Source organism: sulfur-oxidizing endosymbiont of Gigantopelta aegis, assembly GCF_016097415.1.
Classification (GTDB): Bacteria; Pseudomonadota; Gammaproteobacteria; order GRL18; family GRL18; genus GRL18.
The window spans coordinates 3746675-3765119 of sequence record NZ_JAEHGE010000001.1 but is presented as its reverse complement, the minus strand read 5'-3'; the positions used below and the strand labels follow the sequence as shown (position 1 = coordinate 3765119).

The following is an 18445-nucleotide window of genomic DNA, read 5'->3' as shown; positions in this document are numbered from 1 at the left end:
TGCCAGTTTAGTGTAGCCTGAAATGTTTTTCAAATTCATACCAGAAAAATTTGCTACTCAACAAACTTTTGCAACACCAAACAAGCATTGGTGCCACCAAAACCAAAATTATTGCTCATTACTGTATTCAACTGCTGATCTGCCTGCATTTCAGTCACAATTGGCATATCAACAAAGTTCTCATCCATTTTAACAACATTGGCATTGGCCGAAGCGGTGATAAAATTATTTTCCATCATCAGCAGACAATAAATGGCTTCATGCACTCCAGCTGCACCCAGGGAATGCCCCGTTAAGGACTTAGTTGAACTCAGTGGTGGCACGCCCTTGGCCGAATATGCGTTTGAGGTATCAGAAAAAACTTCGCGAATCGCCTGTAATTCTTTCAAATCACCAACAGGGGTACTGGTGCCATGAGTATTAATGTAGTCAACAGGTGTGTCAATTGTACTCAAAGCCTGTTGCATACAACGCACTGCCCCTTCACCTGATGGCGCAACCATGTCCACGCCATCTGATGAAGCACCATAACCGGTTACTTCGGCGTATATCTTTGCTCCACGGGCTTTAGCATGCTCTAGTTCTTCCAAGACTAGCATACCGCCACCGCCTGCGATAACAAAACCATCACGTGTTTCATCATAAGGTCGAGAAGCGGTCTCAGGCGTATCATTATATTTACTGGACAAAGCGCCCATACCATCAAATAACATACTGAGTGACCAGTGTTCTTCTTCACCACCACCGGCAAAAACAATATCCTGCTTGCCAAATTGAATTTGTTCTACCGCATTACCAATACAATGCGTACTGGTCGCACAAGCAGAACTAATGGAATAATTCACCCCTTTGATCTTAAATGGGGTTGCCAGACAGGCCGACACCGTACTGGCCATCGTTCTTGGCACCATATACGGCCCGACTCGACGAATGCCTTTGGCACGCAAGGTATCTGCGGCAATCACTTGATTTTCTGATGACGCGCCACCTGAACCAGCGATTAGTCCGGTTCTGACGTTAGAAATCTGTTCTTCAGTTAAACCTGAATCAGCAATGGCCTGTTGCATTGCAATATAGGCATAGGCCGCCGCATTGCCCATAAAGCGCTTCACTTTACGGTCAATAAACTCATCTAAGTCTATGTGAATGCTGCCGGCAACATGACTGCGCATGCCCAATTCTTTGTATTCTTCTTTAAACTGAATTCCAGACTGTCCATTGCGCAGTGATTCTAAAACCGCCTGTTTATCATTGCCCAGACACGACACAATGCCCATTCCAGTCACAACTACTCGCTTCATTATTCAATCTACCATTCTTACCTAATATTAGTTAGCTATTTTAGCCTTGTTCAGCGTCTTCGTCATTAGTTCTTGCAAAAAAAGTGCGCACGTTTGCCTAATATCATATAAATTCATAGATTTAGCCTCAAAAATTTGCTAAATCGAGGCTTTAAATCGCATTCAGAGCGGTTCGAGACAAAAGAAGCGCTATTATTTATTGGCTATATCTGTAAATCATCCTAAAATTAGCAGTAACATCATATTATCGGTGTAAAGATCTGACTCGAATGATTAAGCTTTTGAATTTTTGGCCGATATAGATAATAATCATTATTGTTTTAATTACAATCCGTTTTAACTATTAGCTGTTTTAACTATTAGGTTTTTTGCATGCCTTTAACATTTGCTTCGGCAAAAAAAATTTACATGAGCAAACTTTCTCTGTTTGTTCTTTTCATGGCTTTTTTTATTGCCCTGATGACTCCAATCACTGGACTGGCAGCACAGGTGCAGCAGAGCAGTGATATCCGGGTTCTCATTGATGTCTCCGGTAGCATGAAAAAGAATGACCCCCAAAACCTACGCTTACCGGCACTACGTCTATTAATTGGCCTATTACCTGCTGATGCCCATGCAGCGGTATGGAACTTCGGCACAAAAACTGTGCCCTTAGTCCCGCTGGGACTGGCCAATGAACAATGGAAAAAAAATGCCCTGGCAGCCAGCAAAAAAATTCATTCACGCGATCTTTATACCAATATTGGTCTGGCACTCAAAGCAGCCAGCAGCGATTGGGATAAAAAGCCATCCAAATCAAACCAACGCAGTATTATTCTTTTAACTGATGGCATGATTGATATTGGCAAGGATACAGCCAAAAACACTCAGGAACGTCAACGAATTCTTAAAAAAATGTTGCCCGAAATTGTTAAAACCGGAGCGAGCATTCACACTATTGCCCTATCAAAAAATGCCGACCATGAATTTTTAAAAGAACTTTCCACTAAAACTGACGGGGGTTATGAGCAAACCAATAGTGCTGCTCAACTGGAAAGAATTTTTTTACGCCTATTTGAAAAAACCACACAGCCTGATACGGTGCCTCTAATTGATAACAATTTTGTCGTTGATGAGTCAATTCTTGAACTGACATTATTAGTTTTTAAAGTAAAAGATGCCCGCCCCACTGAAGTGATTGAGCCGGATGAAAAAAAATACACCCAAAAGCAAGCGCCATCCTATGTTAAGTGGCTATCAGAAAAAAACTATGATCTCATCACCATCACCCGCCCAAAGACTGGCAACTGGTCTATTAATGCCCAAACCGATCCGGACAACCGCGTGTTGGTCGTCACCAATTTGCAAATTCAAACCAATCGCATCCCAAACAATTTATTTATGGGTGAAAACCTGAATGTGTCTCTATTTATGAGCGACAATAATAACAAAATAAACGATGATAACTTTTTACAATTTATTTCCATGTCAGCCATACAAAAAGATCTGTCCAGCTCTGAAAACAACAATAAAAAACGCTGGTTCTTACATGACAATGGCTTACGCGGTGACAGCAAAGCCCATGATGGATTTTTTGATGTCAAAGTGAGGAACACATTGTCATTAGGAAAAAACAAGTTTGTCTTTCGTGCCAGTACTGACACCTTACAACGGGAAATCAATCATTCTGTTATCGTGCATGACATTCAATTATTAAATACCCGTGTTGAACAATTAACAAAAAATAATACCAACTACCATCAGATTTTGGTCAGTCCAAACATCGAGTTTGTCAATCCTGCATCCATGCGGATGAGTGCCTCTTTAGTCACGGGTGAAGCTTTACTGGATAATGATACCGGCGAAAACATTGTGCTAGAACAAAGCAATCCAAAAGTTCTGGAGTGGTCCTATGAAAGTGAGTCTTTAGATCCAGAAAAAGACTATCACCTCATTATTCATATGCAAACAAAAACCCGTTCCGGCCGCCCTATTGATTACACCTCCCGACCCATTCAGCTGAACTTACCCACATTTGACAACTTGCTCTTAGCACCAGAGCCAGAAATTGCAGAGCCCATACAAGAGGTGCTTGATGAAGCCCCTGTAGCTGAAACAGATGCGTCTGATGACGGCGATTCTGACTGGCTCATCGGCATCATTATTGCCATTATTGTGAATATTATTGTTGCTATAGGCGGTTGGATTGGTTTCCGAAAATGGAAGCAAGGACGAGAGTTGGCCTATGAAGAACTGACTGGAGAACTTGAATAATGGAAGCATTAATCCCTAAACTCTTTATTCTCACAGCAGAGGCCAGCATTGTTCTCCTCTTGATCTTGATTGTAATGATCATCTTTAACATGAAGGCCAAACGAAAAGACCTCAATGCAGTGAATGAACTGGTCAAAGATTATACCGGCAATCGGGAAGAGCGCATTGCCTCACTAAAAAAACAATTAACAACCATCAGTTATAGTGGCAACCTGGATGAACAGGCTGAAAAGCTGTTCCAAAATGAAAAAAGCATTATCAAGGAGTTTGTCACCCTCTACCTTCGCCGTGATACTTATCGCTTGCTGGATTATCCCGAACATCTCATAGACAGTAATAATATTTTTCTTAAAACCAGCGGTACAGGTCAGGCAACAACCGTCACGCAAGCACCCGAAGTTGCAGTAACACCTGAATCACAAAGTGAAGAAACAGCCAATGCCACTATTCTTGCCCGTGAGCAAGCCGAAGCCAATGAAGCACATTTAAAAGAATTATCTGAATTACGCCTGAAAAATACCGAGCTTAATGAGCATCTTTTTGAAGCATTGGAAACCATTACTTCACTGATGACTGAACATGGTAAGAAAACCGGAGAAGAAGTCGATACCAATGCTCAAAAAGTGCTTGAGGCGATTATTTATCTGCGAGACAATCGGCTAGGAAAAGACAATAATCCAACAGCACTGACTCCTCCTGCTGACGAACATGATCAAGTGAATAGTTTTGATCTGGATTCTGTCGATTTAGCTGAACCGGATGCCACCTTAGATGACAGCAACTCAATCAGTCTGGGTATTAAAGACGAACTGAATATAGATCTCGATAACTTAGAAGAGGAAAGCTTGGAAAAACAAAGCACCGAGAACGATCCAGCCACTACAACCGGTGATAGCAATACCATAAACCTGGAAGAGACCAAGCTTGATGAAGACATCCCCACTTTAGAAACTGAAAATACAGCGGAACAAACAATTTCAGAAGAAGCTGATCCCTGGGGTGATGCTCTAGCAGAGCAAGCAGCCTCCGAATCAGAGCCCGAACCAGAAAGCACTGAAGAAGCCGATCCCTGGGCGGACGCACTCGCCGAGCAAGCCACCGCAGAAACTGATGCAACAGCTGATGCAACAGCTGATGCAACAGCTAACGATAGTACGCAAGCCGAAACAGCAGAAGAAAGCGATCCTTGGGCTGAGGCACTAGAAGAACAAGCAACTTCAGAGGCTTCATCAGAAGCCACCGAACCTGCTGAAGCAGAAGCCGATCCCTGGGCCGATGCCTTGGCGGAACAAGCCACCGCTGAGGCGACAGAAGAAGATGACCCTTGGGCTGCCGCCTTGGCTGAACAAGACCAATCGGAAAAGAAATAATTTATGCCAAAAACACCTTCAAACGCCTCCCCTTCTGCTAATACCTTGTATTGGCATGATTATGAAACCTTTGGCATTGATCCACGACGTGACCGGCCGGTACAGTTTGCTGGCATTCGCACCGATGAAGCACTTAACATTATTGGTGAGCCATTAGTTATTTATTGCCAACCGGCGAATGATTTTTTACCCAGTCCGCACGCCTGTCAGGTCACCGGTATCGCCCCTCAATTAGCGCTTAAAGAAGGCCTGTGTGAGGCTGAATTTATTGCTAAAATTAATGCCGAATTTTCACGGCCTGGTACTTGCACTGTGGGTTATAATAACATCCGCTTTGATGATGAGTTTACCCGCTATACTTTATACCGAAATTTTTTCGATCCCTATGCCCGTGAATGGCAAGATGGCAATTCCCGTTGGGATATTATTGACTTATTACGGCTAACCAAGGCTCTTCGCTCTGAAGGCATCAATTGGCCTAAGCGCGACGATGGTTTTACTAGTTTTAAACTCGAAGCACTGAGTCAGGCCAACAATATTGCTCATGAGTCAGCTCACGATGCATTATCGGATGTATTGGCTACCATTGAAGTAGCTAAACTCATCAAACAACGCCAACCGCGTTTGTATCAGTACATCTATGAGCAACGCTTTAAATATAAAACACAGGATTTGATCAACCTGCAACAGCAACGTCCTTTAGTTCATATCAGTGGCATGTACCCACCCGAAAAGGGACATCTGGGCATTGTTGTGCCTATCGCTATGGATGCCACCAATAAAAATGCCGTCATTGTCTATGAGTTACACTCTGATCCAACGGCATTACTTAATATGTCAGCAGAACAAATTAAACACCTGACCTTTACTAAAACGAGTGATTTACTGGAAGGTGAACAACGACTACCATTAAAAACCATTCACTTAAATAAATGTCCTGTATTAGTGCCATTAAAAACACTGACCCCAGAAAACATTAAGCAATGGGCTATCGATCTGACAGCTTGTGCTCACAATCTGGAACGTTTGAAAACCGATCAAAGTTTACCCGAACGCATTAAGCAAGCCTTTACAATCACTTATAGTGAAACCAGCAATGACCCTGATCAAAGCTTATATTCAGGTGGTTTTTTCTCCAACAATGACAAAGAAAAAATGCAAATCATTCGTAACACAGCAGCGACTAAACTTGGTGACTTGGCATTAAATTTTGAAGATGAGCGTCTGGAAGAAATGCTCTTTCGTTACCGCTGTCGTAATTATCCAGACACCTTATTCATGGACGAAATCGAACGGTGGAACCAATACCGGATTCATCGCATGACCAGCCCCAATGGAGATGCCAGCATTAAACTGGATGAATACCAAGATATTCTCAAACAATTTCGTATGGACGAATCCATTAACATGTCCCCCGATTTACTGGCTCAATTGGAAGCTTACCCAGAACTTATTGGTTTAAACCTTGAGTAGACCCTTTCAGAGCAGTAATGAAAAAATTACTATAGTCTATGAAGATGAATTTTTGCTGGTGGTTAATAAGCCTAGCTTATTACTCTCTGTACCCGGTCGGGGCGAGGCGAAACAAGACTGCTTGATCAGTCGCTTGGCAGTGAAGTATCCGAGCATTTTGACTGTCCATCGTCTTGACTGGGAAACATCCGGATTAACTGTTTTAGCCTTAGACAAAGAAACCCAGCGTTTTTTAAGTCGGCAATTTCAAGAACGACAGGTATACAAAAAATATACTGCCGTTATTTATGGTCAGCCAGAACAAGATCAGGGCGAAATCAATTTAGCCTTGCGCTGTGACTGGGATAATCGGCCACTGCAAATGGTCGATCATGAGCAAGGCAAAGCGGCTCAAACCTATTGGCAAATCATTGCATCGCCAACTGATTCCCGACCACTCAATAATACCAGCCGTGTATTATTAACCCCCATCACAGGCCGTTCTCATCAACTCCGAGTACACATGCTTGCCCTTGGTCATCCGATTATAGGTGATCCATTGTATGCTCATTCAGAGGCACTTAATCAATCAGAGCGATTGTTATTACATGCCACAGAGCTTGAATTTACCCATCCTCAGCATAAAACTCAGCTTAAATTCCAATCCTGCCCCCCTTTTTAAAAGCCTTTTCTTTACAAAAAAATGCATAACCTACTGATTCGCTTTAGAATTATTTGGGGGCAAGACTTTTTCTCATGCACCAATATAGAACAAAATTAGTTTATTCTTCTATTAGATTATAGCAATTGATTATTCTCTATCTGAAAAATTAACCTTTTAATCAACAAGTTAATTGTATCGTCCGCTTAGACAGCAGTTTGGCATATAAGTTGCAAAGTTTCTGAGTTAATATTTTTAACTCAGCTAACCCCCTGTTTTTTTCACATGAGAGGTATTTATGAAATTTAATTATCTGCGAACAATTAAGCAAGTTGCCTTTAGTGCATCTTTGCTTTTATTCGCACTGTCCACCAACCCGTTGTATGCCAATACATCTTCTGCCACCGGTAGTGCGCAAGAAGAAGAAAAGCCCAGCAAGGTCAATCAAGGACTCAGCCATCTCAGTGATGAGAGTAAAACCTGTGCCTCTTGTCACAAAGAAAAGACCCCCGCTATTTATAAGCAATGGGGTAGCTCTAAACATTATGGTGCGAATGTCGGTTGTTATGAGTGTCACGAAGCGAAAAAATCAGACAAAGATGCCATCATGCATAAAGATTTTGTCATTTCACCTTTAGTTTCGCCTAAAGATTGTGGCCAATGTCATGAAAGAACAGCCAAAGAATTTGATCAAAGTCATCACGCGACAGCGGGTAATATTTTAGGTTCTTTGGACAATGTCTTAGCTGAAGTTGTTGAAGGCGGACCTAACCTCGGTGGTACATCACCTGTCACTACAGTCGGTTGTGCTGGTTGTCACGGTTCAATTGTTCGCGTTAACTCTGACGGTACTTTAAATTCATCAAGCTGGCCTAACACCGGTATTGGTCGAATCAATCCCGATGGTTCTAAAGGTTCATGCTCTGCTTGTCACCTACGTCATACTTTCAGCTCAGAGCAAGCACGTCACCCCGATAACTGCGGTCGTTGTCACTTAGGTCCTGATCATCCACAAAAAGAGATCTATGAAGAGTCTGCTCATGGTGTTGCTTTCAGAGCTAACATCGACAAGATGAATATGGATTCTTCAAAATGGGTGGTTGGCGAAGATTATAGTGCCGCACCCACTTGTGCGACTTGTCACATGGCAGCGACGCCAGACCTACCCAGTACTCACGATATTGGCGCACGTATTTCCTGGAATCTAAGAGCACCTATTTCTACCAAGATTGATGCTAAAGCCATCAAGCAAGGTAAAAAAGTGAAGCCTTGGTTACAACGTCGTAAAGATATGAAAAATGTTTGTATGAATTGCCATGCAACCAACACGGTTGATAATCACTTTATTCAACTCGATGCTTTCATTGATAATTACAACAATAAATTCGCCCTTCCTACTAAAGCATTGATTGCGACTATGTTGAAGTATGAACTGCTTGACAATGTTAAGTTCAATGAAGAGTTAGAGTGGAAATGGTTCTTATTATGGCACCACGAAGGTCGCCGTGCTCGTCATGGTGCTGCCATGTTTGCTCCAGACTATGCACACTGGGAAGGTATGTTTGTAATGGCTGAACGTTTCTATCATGAAATCATTCCAGCGATTAAAGAAAAAATTAAACATGCCCGTGCTGATGGTAATATAAAAGGTGCTGATGCCGTTGAAAAACTGTTGAATGAAACCCTTGAGTCACCTCTGCACCGTTGGTATATCGGTAAGAAGCCACCTAAATTCTGGCGTCCTATTGATAGTGATGATCATGGTTTTAAAGAAAACAAAACCACTCACGAAGCCAAAATGAAAGAAGCTAATAAATAAACATTAGCTTTTCTTCTCAGCCCTGATGTCAATCGGAGCTGAGAAGACTTATTGAAATAACTCTTCTCTTCACTACTGTTTTTTACAGAGCACTTTATTACAGAGTAAAGAGCGGGGATATTTCAATACGTTATTTACTATTACCCTTCTCAAAGAATCTTTTATGCAAATATTGAAAACTTTTTCTGTGTTATTTTCTGCTGTCATTCTTCTTGCCAGTCTCAATTCACTCCAGGCTAAATCATTTCCTGATGAAGACTGTACCGAATGTCATGGTGAACGTGGTTTCAGTGTGCCAAACAAGCATGGCCAGCCTGGAAAACAAAAATTATTTGTTGATACCGCAACGTTCAAAGACAGTGTTCATGGCAGTAATCAGTGTACTGATTGCCACAATGACATTGAAAAAGTGCCTCATCGTAAGCGCGGACTGAGTACAGTTGATTGCGTTTCATGCCATGAAAAATTAACCGAAAATGATACGGTAGCCAGCAAAAAGCGCAACTCTTTTTTCGGTGGACCACCGCCTAAACGAGTAGTGACTTATACCGAAGAATACAAAGTCTCTGCACATGGCGATCAAGGCATAAAAAACAATGCTAAATGTTCAACCTGCCATACCGCACATTATGTTTTTCCTTCCGAAAACAAACGTGCCAGTACTTATCGTTTAAATTCACCTGAAATTTGTGGCAGTTGTCATGAAGAAGCGCTCAAGGAATATCGTCAATCGATGCATGGTGCCGCATTAAAAACACCTTGGAAAGGCGACTCTGCGACGTGTTCTGATTGCCATTCATCACATCAAATCAGTGACATAAAAAAATTACCTGCACATCGAATTATTACTGAGGGCTGTGGTGAGTGTCATCAATCTGAGCTTGATGGTTATATGTCCAGTCCACATGGACAACTAGCATGGCATGGTGGCAACGATGCCCCTAAATGTGTGGATTGTCATGATAGCCATACCATTGCTCATGCAAATAGTGAAACATCTCCCATTAACCAAAAAAACTTGGTTGAAACTTGTCAGCAATGTCATGAAAGTGCCAATGAAAACTTTGTTAAGTACCACCCTCATGGTACGACACGCAATTGGGAGAAATACCCCGAGCTTTGGATTTTAGGCAAGGGTATGGGCGCATTGGTTATTGCTGTGCTTATCTTTTTCTACCTGCATTCAGTGCTGTGGTTCTGGCGTGAGAAGAAAGAACGCCCGGTTATTTATCAGCATAGTGAATCACGCAGTTATCCTATTCGCATTAAGCCTGAGAAAAAGCATAGTGGTATTTATTTCCAGCGTTTCCCCTGGTATTGGCGTGTTAATCACTGGATGTTGGCGCTATCATTAATGTTTCTGGTCTTAACCGGCATGGTCGTTATGTATCCCAATACCACCTGGGCAATGTATTTAGTGCCTGCATTAGGTGGCTCTGAAACATTGAATGTCTTACACCATTGGGCTGGCATGATTTTCTTATTAGCCATTTTTGGTCACGGGGCTGTCGTGCTATTCAATATCTTTAAAAATAAAGATTTTGAATGGTTCGGCCCAGATTCATTACTACCAAGAAAGAAAGACTGGGAAGACATGAAGGGTCAGTTCCGCTGGTACTTTGGCAAGGGCAAGCAACCTCGCTTTGATCGCTGGACCTATTGGGAAAAATTTGATTATTGGGCTGTTTATTGGGGTGCTTTTGTTATCGGTACATCCGGCATTATGCTCTGGTTCTATGAAGATATCGGCCCTTACATTCCCGGTTGGATGTTTAACCTGGCCACTATTGCTCACGGTTTAGAAGCATTTTTAGCGGTATTAACATTATTTGTGGTGCATTTTTTCAATAACCACTTCAGACCGGCTAAGTTTCCATTGGATACAGTGATGTTCACCGGCACTTGGGATTTAGAAGAACTCAAAGAAGAGCGTCCTGAAGAGTATGAGCGTCTTGTTGCCACCGGCGAATTAGAAAAATACATCGTCAAAGGGCCTTCAAAGACCTGGAATATTGTTTCTCATATTCTTGGCTTTACACTGCTTGGTACTGGTTTGATTCTATTGGTGCTTGTGGTTAATGGATTCTTTCAACATGGATTGTTTTAACATGGATTGTTTAAACCTTTATGCTGGGAATGGCTTTATGCTAGGCATAGCTGAAGCGGACTTCTGAAGATGGTGCGCTTCGTCCCTCAGCAGCACCCTACGATCGTAGTCTTGGTAGGGTGGGCACGCTTTTTGTGCCCACCCTACGTGTTTAGGATACTTAGGAATTGCTTTCTGAACTTTGCCCATGAACCATAATCAACAGTTCTGCTAATGTGGCTATACTTAACCGGACACACAACTTAAAACAACTAAAAGATCTGAAAAAAGAATTGGCAAAAGTGATTCAGGAGCGTGATTTATTAAAAAGGCCACAGCGTACTTTGCAAGGGAAACTTTGTGAAGTACGCATGGATAACTGATCAGGCTAAAGATTACCCGGTAACGATTCTGTGCCGTTTTATGGATGTTTCCCGTAGTTGCTATTATGATTGGGTTAGCTCTCCTAAAACGGATAGAGAGAAAGAAAATGAAGCGCTTACTGAGCAGCTAAAAAACTGTTTGAAGACAGTCGCAAGACTTATGGAACCCGTCGTCTTAAAAAGAAAACTGGCTGAAAAAGGCGTTCATATAAGCCGCCGGAGAATTGGTCGATTAATGAAAAAAGCCGGTTTGTTTTGTAAAACGAAGAGACGCTTTAAAGCGACGACTAATTCCAAGCATAATAAGCGTATATCTCCAAATTTACTGGAAAGAGAGTTTACTGTCTCTCAACCTGATCGCTACTATGTGGGTGATATTACCTATATTGCCACCAAGGAAGGCTGGTTATATTTAGCGGTTGTCATTGACTTATTCTCTAGGCAAATTGTTGGCTGGTCGATGGATGAGCGAATGAAAGCCAAGCTAGTCAATGATGCTTTACTGATGGCCATATGGAAGCGTAAACCAATGGATGGATTGCTTTGGCATACTGACCGAGGTAGCCAATATGCCTCTGATAGTCATAGAAAAATATTGTCGGATCATAACATAATTCAGTCTATGAGCCGCAAAGGAAATTGCTGGGACAATGCTGTATCAGAGAGCTTCTTTCATAGTTTGAAAACTGAATTGACGCACCATTGTCGATTCAAAACCAGAGTAGAAGCAAAGCAGGCAATATTTGAATATATTGAGGTATTTTATAATCGGGAGCGACTTCATTCGGCTAATGATTATTTGTCACCAGTCGATTATGAAATACAGCAGGAAATAGCTTAAATCGATTGATTGAAGAGGGGTAAAAGGCGACATAAATGCCGCCCATTACCGTTGACGGAGGGCAAAAGCCCTTTCTCTTCATCTGTTTAAAGTTAACATGAGAAACTAAAATGATAGGAAATACAAAATGACAAAAATCACTTGAAACAGCCAAAAAAATATTTAGAAAACTGTCCGGAAAAGTGTTGACACATCAGGCGTCCATCTCATCACCCACCTATAAACCTTAAAGCCAAAACCTCATCAGTTAAGGCCACTGACGTCCAACAGACATTTATACGTAATGCTGCGCACAACGTATAAATGCTAAGATGTTATGCTCAAGAAAGTTTGAAATATGCTAAAATTCTGACAGAGGATTTATACTATGACAAATTCAGTAAATATGATTTTAGACCAAGCTCTTGAGCTGAGTGCATCAGAGCGTGCAGATGTTGCAGAGAAACTACTTTTTAGTCTTGATAGACCAGACTCAACAATTGATGCTCTGTGGGCAAAAGAGGCAGATTCACGTGTTGAAGCGTATAAAAAAGGTGAAATTGAAGCTGTTTCAGCAGAGAAGGTCTTTGCTAAGTACCGTAAAACGTGAAGGTAACTTTTCTTAAAGTGGCAGAAGCAGAGCTAGATGATGCTTTTGAATATTATGAATCAGTCCAAAGCGGCTTAGGATTCCGATTTATAACTGAGGTTGAACTTTCTAAAAGTAGAATTACCAATTTTCCTTTTTCATACGAAGAGATAGGTAAGTATTCTCGCAGGTGTTTAGTTCAGAAGTTCCCATATGGCATTATTTATCAGTATATGGAAGCTCAGGAAGAAATTTTAATTGTTGCAGTTTCTCATTTACACAGAATACCAGATTACTGGTCAAACAGAGAATGAAAAGCATAACCAAAAAAAATGCATGGGATGCAAAAAGACGCACCCATGATTTTGGCGTTAGAGTAAAAAATATGTTACAAAATACATCAATCATTATATTACTGTTTTTAATAGCATCATGTACTAACCCATTAAATGTAATGATAGCTGATAGGTATTACAATGACGGTATGAACTTAGCTAATCAAAGCAAATGGAACGAAGCTAAAATTGCATATGGCAGAGCTTTAGCGAACGTTGAATAGGGAAGCTTACCCGATACAAAAAAAGCATTATACTCTTTTAATTTTGGTAGAGCTTCAGGCGTTATATGTGACTGGGAAAATTCGGAAAAATATCTTGAACAATCATTAGAAATATAATTAAATTACCTTTCAGTTAATATCTGAGATGAAATAAGTATCCCCTTACCCATAATGAAATGACTATTATCGAGTAAGAGCTAAGTCTATTAGTCTATTTTAGACATAACCCTTATGCCCTACTACGACTTGGAGTTTAGTAATAATGAAAAACTCAACATTTATATTTGTCTGTCTATTATTAACCAATATTAGCTTTGCAACTCAAGTAAAATCTTCCTCATTATCTATTATTAGTATGGTAACTAATTTAAATACTCAAAAAAATACCAATAATTCGACTGATGTCCCTGCAAACATATTAGCACTACCTTTGATTAACATTTCAGATTTTACATATCAGGGCGCATTCAGAATAAAATCAGGCACTAAGGGAGAATCTAAACCAAGCTATAGCCATGGCCGACTTGCCTTTAACTCTGATCATAATTCACTATTTCTCAGTGGTTTTAATTTACACGGTTCAATAGCAGAGTTTGAGATTCCCCCTTTGGTTATCAGCGATCAAATAACTGATTTAAATATAGGTGCTTATAGACAAGAATTTAGAAAGGTTTTATCTGAATCTGACACAGGTAACACGCAAAATATTAATCGTGTCGGTGGTATGGAATACATTAATGGTGAATTATTAATCCAGGTCTATGACTATTTTGACGGTGGTGCAAACAATACCCACACGTCTTTAGTCGCAAGAGATGCTAACAACTTATCAACCTCAAATATCGATGGTTTTTTTGAATTCTCGGGCAAGGCACATGAAATACTATGGGTTTCACCTATTCCTCCTGAATATCAAGCTATCCTCGGGGGTGACTATATCAGTGGCGCATCCAGTGCCGATCAGGTATCAATCAATGCCCGCTCTTCCATGGGACCCAGCGCCTGGATTTTTAACTCATCGGATATTATTGGCAAACAAGCAAGCAGTGGACAAATACCTTCAACGGCGATATTAGATTTTAGTCTAGCACATATTATGGCCGATACACCTTCTGGTTGGCTACCCTTTTCAAAGTACAGTGGTGTTATTCAGTTTAATTATCAAACGGATGTCTGGTTTCCCACTATTTTTGGCAAAGAGTTTCTTGATGCTTATGATCCTAAAAACGTCGGTAATAATGATATTTGGACTGATAGTGCCAGTGCAAACTATGGATTGATTATCCCCGGCACACGTACTTATGCAGTTTTCGGGCAATTTAGCATGCGCCTAAGTGGTGGTGGATATAAAATAATGCAAGACAATGGTCATATTTGCCAAGGCCCCTGTCAATTTAAACGTGCCGATACTGAACACTATTATTGGCTCTTTGATATGGCCGATATGATTGCAGTAAAACAAGGTGTTAAGCAACCTTATGAAGTCAAGCCGTATGCACGTGGGAGATTTAACACACCTTTTAACACCATAGACGACCCGAAAGGAAAAACAATGCGCCCTCGAATCGCTGGTGGCACTTATGATGAATCAAGTGGAACCTGATGTGTCAACGGTAATGGGCGGCATTTATGTCGCCTTTTACCCCTCTTCAATCAATCGATTTAAGCTATTTCCTGCTGTATTTCATAATCGACTGGTGACAAATAATCATTAGCCGAATGAAGTCGCTCCCGATTATAAAATACCTCAATATATTCAAATATTGCCTGCTTTGCTTCTACTCTGGTTTTGAATCGACAATGGTGCGTCAATTCAGTTTTCAAACTATGAAAGAAGCTCTCTGATACAGCATTGTCCCAGCAATTTCCTTTGCGGCTCATAGACTGAATTATGTTATGATCCGACAATATTTTTCTATGACTATCAGAGGCATATTGGCTACCTCGGTCAGTATGCCAAAGCAATCCATCCATTGGTTTACGCTTCCATATGGCCATCAGTAAAGCATCATTGACTAGCTTGGCTTTCATTCGCTCATCCATCGACCAGCCAACAATTTGCCTAGAGAATAAGTCAATGACAACCGCTAAATATAACCAGCCTTCCTTGGTGGCAATATAGGTAATATCACCCACATAGTAGCGATCAGGTTGAGAGACAGTAAACTCTCTTTCCAGTAAATTTGGAGATATACGCTTATTATGCTTGGAATTAGTCGTCGCTTTAAAGCGTCTCTTCGTTTTACAAAACAAACCGGCTTTTTTTCATTAATCGACCAATTCTCCGGCGGCTTATATGAACGCCTTTTTCAGCCAGTTTTCTTTTAAGACGACGGGTTCCATAAGTCTTGCGACTGTCTTCAAACAGTTTTTTAGCTGCTCAGTAAGCGCTTCATTTTCTTTCTCTCTATCCGTTTTAGGAGAGCTAACCCAATCATAATAGCAACTACGGGAAACATCCATAAAACGGCACAGAATCGTTACCGGGTAATCTTTAGCCTGATCAGTTATCCATGCGTACTTCACAAAGTTTCCCTTGCAAAGTACGCTGTGGCCTTTTTAATAAATCACGCTCCTGAATCACTTTTGCCAATTCTTTTTTCAGACGTTCACATTAACCCTCTATTTATCATTACCCAATGTTGATAAATGGCAACATAAATATGATCCTCCCCCTGTAATTATGGCTTACAAAGTTCATAAGTCTTTAGAGACAACCATAAAATAAACATCAAAACTAAGTTGCAAATCAAGGGGATCAGAGTTGTTGATATGAAATCAATGTACAATGATGGCAACTTGCTCTGACGCATTATCGGCCATAATGCTTGGTGGTGCGGGTTTTAAGAGCCATCCACAACCCTTTACAGATAGAGCTTCTGCCCTTAAACCCCAGTTTTAGTTGCGGTAAGCAGCCACTGATTCCATATTAAATTCAGTTTGATTCGCCTCTATATCCATCTCTTTCATTTTGGCTTCGAGTGCTTGCATTTGACTTTTCAATTCCATCAACCCGTGACTATTATTGTCCAATTGATACATCTGTTCTGTTCCCAGATGATAAAAACGAAGGATTTTGATGGCTTCAATGTCGCCTTGATCAGCCGCTTCCTGAAGGGGCTTCATCGCATTATAAATAGACATGATGTGGCGTTTCAAACGCCATGCATACATGGCTTCTTTCATCCAGTTGGCATCTTTAAAGAAAGTATTTACTATCCCGAATGTGATCAGTAAACCAACAAATGCACCCAGAAAATTGAGAACTATATGACTATCTGAATATTCACCAAAGTAGACGACCGTATACCTAGCGGTGGTAAAACCAATGACAATAAAAATTCCCATAATGATCAGGGTTGATTTACGTGTCTGCTTTCGATAGTGAACCGGGTCAATCTCTTCAATTTTAAACATGTTATTTCCAAGCTTGGCAAAATGAAAAAGCGATTATTATAGATGACTTTTCTATCGGAGTGAGACTTTATTGCCCTTCATACGTTTTTAAGTGAGCGTTTTTAAGTGAGCATTTTTAAATGAGTTTATTTAAGTGAGCTTATATAGCGCTCTAGATGCGCTTGCTTATCGGGATCATTACCATCAATAAAACGTAGGGTAATATTCACGAACTCAGACTCAGCATTGGTTTCGCGTGCCTGTAATTGGTAGGTATAGCCGTTGATTCGAGAAATATCCTTGCCACCATTCGTGACCAAATCAAAGACCACTAATTCCATGATTGAGGGAATATTATTATCGCCACGAATCACTGCAGTCACCGAGTTCATATTGATTTCTTTAATCAAACACTTGGTTTTTAAATCTTTCCAGCGGATTTGAGCAATGCTCTGTTCTTTTGGCTTGGCACTTAATACCTTGTCTTCCTCTGAATCAGCTGCTTTTACCGTCTTAGTTCCCCCCGTAAGCAAGCTCATGGCATCATTATTACCCGGTGCCACACCTGTAGCGGATGAGGCGCCAAGTTGACGCAGTTTATCAGGTTTCAAACCCAATGATTGACATAATTGCTTGGTGATCACTTCGCTTAATTTTTCATTGGTAAAGGGTTTTACTACATAGTTATTTGCCTTTAGGGACAATGCTTTAACGACGTGATCCTTATCACCCCGACTGGTGATCATGATAAAAGGCGTTTCTGGTTTTGGCCCCTCGGTGCGTAACCAGGCTAATAACTCTTCGCCGGTCATTTTAGGCATTTCCCAATCACAGAGAATTAAATCAAAGTCTTCCTGACTCAAAATGTTTTTTGCCTGACTACCATCAGCAGCCTCTTTGGTTGCAAAGCCCGGATATTGGCTACGTACGCCTTTGCGCACAATGTCGCGCATAAAAGAAGCATCATCAACAATCAGTATTTTTATTTTTTGCATAATTATTTTTCTAAGGATCCCAAAGCCAATAGTCGTTTTTTAATAACAAACAGCTTCTAACAGTTTAGACAGAGATTGGTGGGAATTCCAGAAAATTGAGGATAAAAATAGGGTGTTTTTTGCAGTGCGATATGAAAAAAAGAGTTAAGACATGCCCCTATAGTTTGCAAAAAAACTATGGAGGCATTTATGCTTGACTATTAAGCGACCATTTTTTCGCCATAAACTGAACGTACCGCAGGATAAAATTTCTCAGTCTCATTAATAATACGCACTTGAATCATCTCAAATATTTCTTCAGTTTCGCTAACAAACTGATCATGATCTTTAATACGTAAATGATGACTATGACACCAGCGTTTCATATATTGCTTCAGCACACGTTTAATTTCTGCCGAGCCCGACAAGAAATTTTCCGCCGTTTGTTTAATACCATGATCACTATGTGTCAACATATTTTTATAGAGCTCTCGCTCTTCAATATCCATGTGTTTTTTAATTCTATCAGTCAAATCAAAAAATAAATCACAGGTTACATCACTATCACAGATTGTCCGATCTTGAATCATATATAAAATAATTTTACTGCGTTCTACAATCTTATGATTTTGCTCATTGAGTTCCTTAAAAGATATCATCTTTGTATCCTCCTTAATAACCGGTACGTCCATATGATGGTTACTTTGTTTATTGGTATTCTATTTAAAATTTATGTGTTTAACGTGAGTCCTTATTCAGGATTCATAATATTTAATCGATAA

At 40.6% G+C, this 18445-nt stretch carries 16 protein-coding genes and 1 pseudogene; 12 read left to right on the top strand and 5 right to left on the bottom strand.

From position 1 onward, the window contains the following. Positions 1-53 precede the first annotated feature (53 nt). On the bottom strand, positions 54-1301 hold the full coding sequence (fabB, locus tag JEU79_RS19405; RefSeq protein WP_198265425.1) for a beta-ketoacyl-ACP synthase I: 1248 nt from the start codon (positions 1299-1301) through the stop codon (positions 54-56). Between the two features lie 408 nt (positions 1302-1709). On the opposite strand from fabB, the gene JEU79_RS19400 reads away from it, so the two are divergent. The 12 genes from JEU79_RS19400 to JEU79_RS19345 all read left to right on the top strand — a co-directional run bounded on the left by JEU79_RS19400 (position 1710) and on the right by JEU79_RS19345 (position 14896). Then, a complete protein-coding gene (locus JEU79_RS19400; protein ID WP_198265424.1) occupies positions 1710-3554 on the top strand; it encodes a VWA domain-containing protein in 1845 nt (614 codons plus the stop codon). Further along, positions 3554-4924: a hypothetical protein gene (locus tag JEU79_RS19395; RefSeq protein WP_198265423.1), complete on the top strand. Its 1371-nt coding sequence runs from the start codon at positions 3554-3556 to the stop codon at positions 4922-4924. Before JEU79_RS19400 ends, JEU79_RS19395 begins: the two co-directional genes overlap by 1 nt. 3 nt (positions 4925-4927) lie before the next feature. Beyond that, entirely contained in the window at positions 4928-6397 is a 1470-nt protein-coding gene (gene sbcB, locus JEU79_RS19390; protein WP_198265422.1) for an exodeoxyribonuclease I, read from the top strand. Then, positions 6390-7058, top strand: coding sequence for a pseudouridine synthase (locus tag JEU79_RS19385; protein WP_246540419.1), 669 nt, complete (start codon positions 6390-6392; stop codon positions 7056-7058). Before sbcB ends, JEU79_RS19385 begins: the two co-directional genes overlap by 8 nt. Positions 7059-7335: 277 nt before the next feature. Then, entirely contained in the window at positions 7336-8856 is a 1521-nt protein-coding gene (locus tag JEU79_RS19380) for a multiheme c-type cytochrome (RefSeq protein ID WP_198265421.1), read from the top strand. Between the two features lie 163 nt (positions 8857-9019). Then, positions 9020-10963 (top strand): cytochrome b/b6 domain-containing protein, encoded by a 1944-nt coding sequence (locus JEU79_RS19375; RefSeq protein ID WP_198265420.1) that lies wholly within the window; start codon positions 9020-9022, stop codon positions 10961-10963. Positions 10964-11178: 215 nt separating this feature from the next. Next, the gene (locus tag JEU79_RS19370; RefSeq protein ID WP_198265419.1) at positions 11179-11325 is read left to right on the top strand and encodes a hypothetical protein; all 147 of its coding nucleotides are present in this window, start codon (positions 11179-11181) and stop codon (positions 11323-11325) included. Further along, positions 11303-12166: an IS3 family transposase gene (locus JEU79_RS19365; RefSeq protein ID WP_198263029.1), complete on the top strand. Its 864-nt coding sequence runs from the start codon at positions 11303-11305 to the stop codon at positions 12164-12166. Before JEU79_RS19370 ends, JEU79_RS19365 begins: the two co-directional genes overlap by 23 nt. Positions 12167-12533: 367 nt before the next feature. After that, positions 12534-12755 carry an addiction module protein gene (locus tag JEU79_RS19360; protein ID WP_198265418.1) on the top strand — a complete coding sequence of 74 codons (222 nt, stop codon included), beginning with the start codon at positions 12534-12536 and terminating at the stop codon, positions 12753-12755. Positions 12756-12772: 17 nt separating this feature from the next. Continuing rightward, positions 12773-13048 carry a type II toxin-antitoxin system RelE/ParE family toxin gene (locus tag JEU79_RS19355; RefSeq protein ID WP_246540418.1) on the top strand — a complete coding sequence of 92 codons (276 nt, stop codon included), beginning with the start codon at positions 12773-12775 and terminating at the stop codon, positions 13046-13048. Beyond that, a complete protein-coding gene (locus JEU79_RS19350; protein ID WP_198265416.1) occupies positions 13045-13293 on the top strand; it encodes a hypothetical protein in 249 nt (82 codons plus the stop codon). The genes JEU79_RS19355 and JEU79_RS19350 overlap by 4 nt, the downstream gene beginning before the upstream one ends. A gap of 262 nt (positions 13294-13555) precedes the next feature. Continuing rightward, complete coding sequence (locus tag JEU79_RS19345; RefSeq protein ID WP_198265415.1) at positions 13556-14896, top strand: hypothetical protein; 1341 nt, start codon at positions 13556-13558, stop codon at positions 14894-14896. Positions 14897-14955: 59 nt separating this feature from the next. On the opposite strand, the pseudogene JEU79_RS28870 reads toward JEU79_RS19345, so the two are convergent. From JEU79_RS28870 to JEU79_RS19320, 4 genes and pseudogenes are all read right to left on the bottom strand, one after another. After that, positions 14956-15904, bottom strand: a pseudogene (locus tag JEU79_RS28870) (IS3 family transposase); the annotation flags it as partial. Between the two features lie 287 nt (positions 15905-16191). After that, positions 16192-16710, bottom strand: coding sequence for a DUF3087 family protein (locus tag JEU79_RS19330; protein ID WP_198265414.1), 519 nt, complete (start codon positions 16708-16710; stop codon positions 16192-16194). Positions 16711-16835: 125 nt separating this feature from the next. After that, positions 16836-17684: a response regulator gene (locus tag JEU79_RS19325; RefSeq protein WP_198265413.1), complete on the bottom strand. Its 849-nt coding sequence runs from the start codon at positions 17682-17684 to the stop codon at positions 16836-16838. Between the two features lie 200 nt (positions 17685-17884). Further along, entirely contained in the window at positions 17885-18322 is a 438-nt protein-coding gene (locus JEU79_RS19320) for a hypothetical protein (RefSeq protein ID WP_198265412.1), read from the bottom strand. Positions 18323-18445 lie beyond the last annotated feature (123 nt).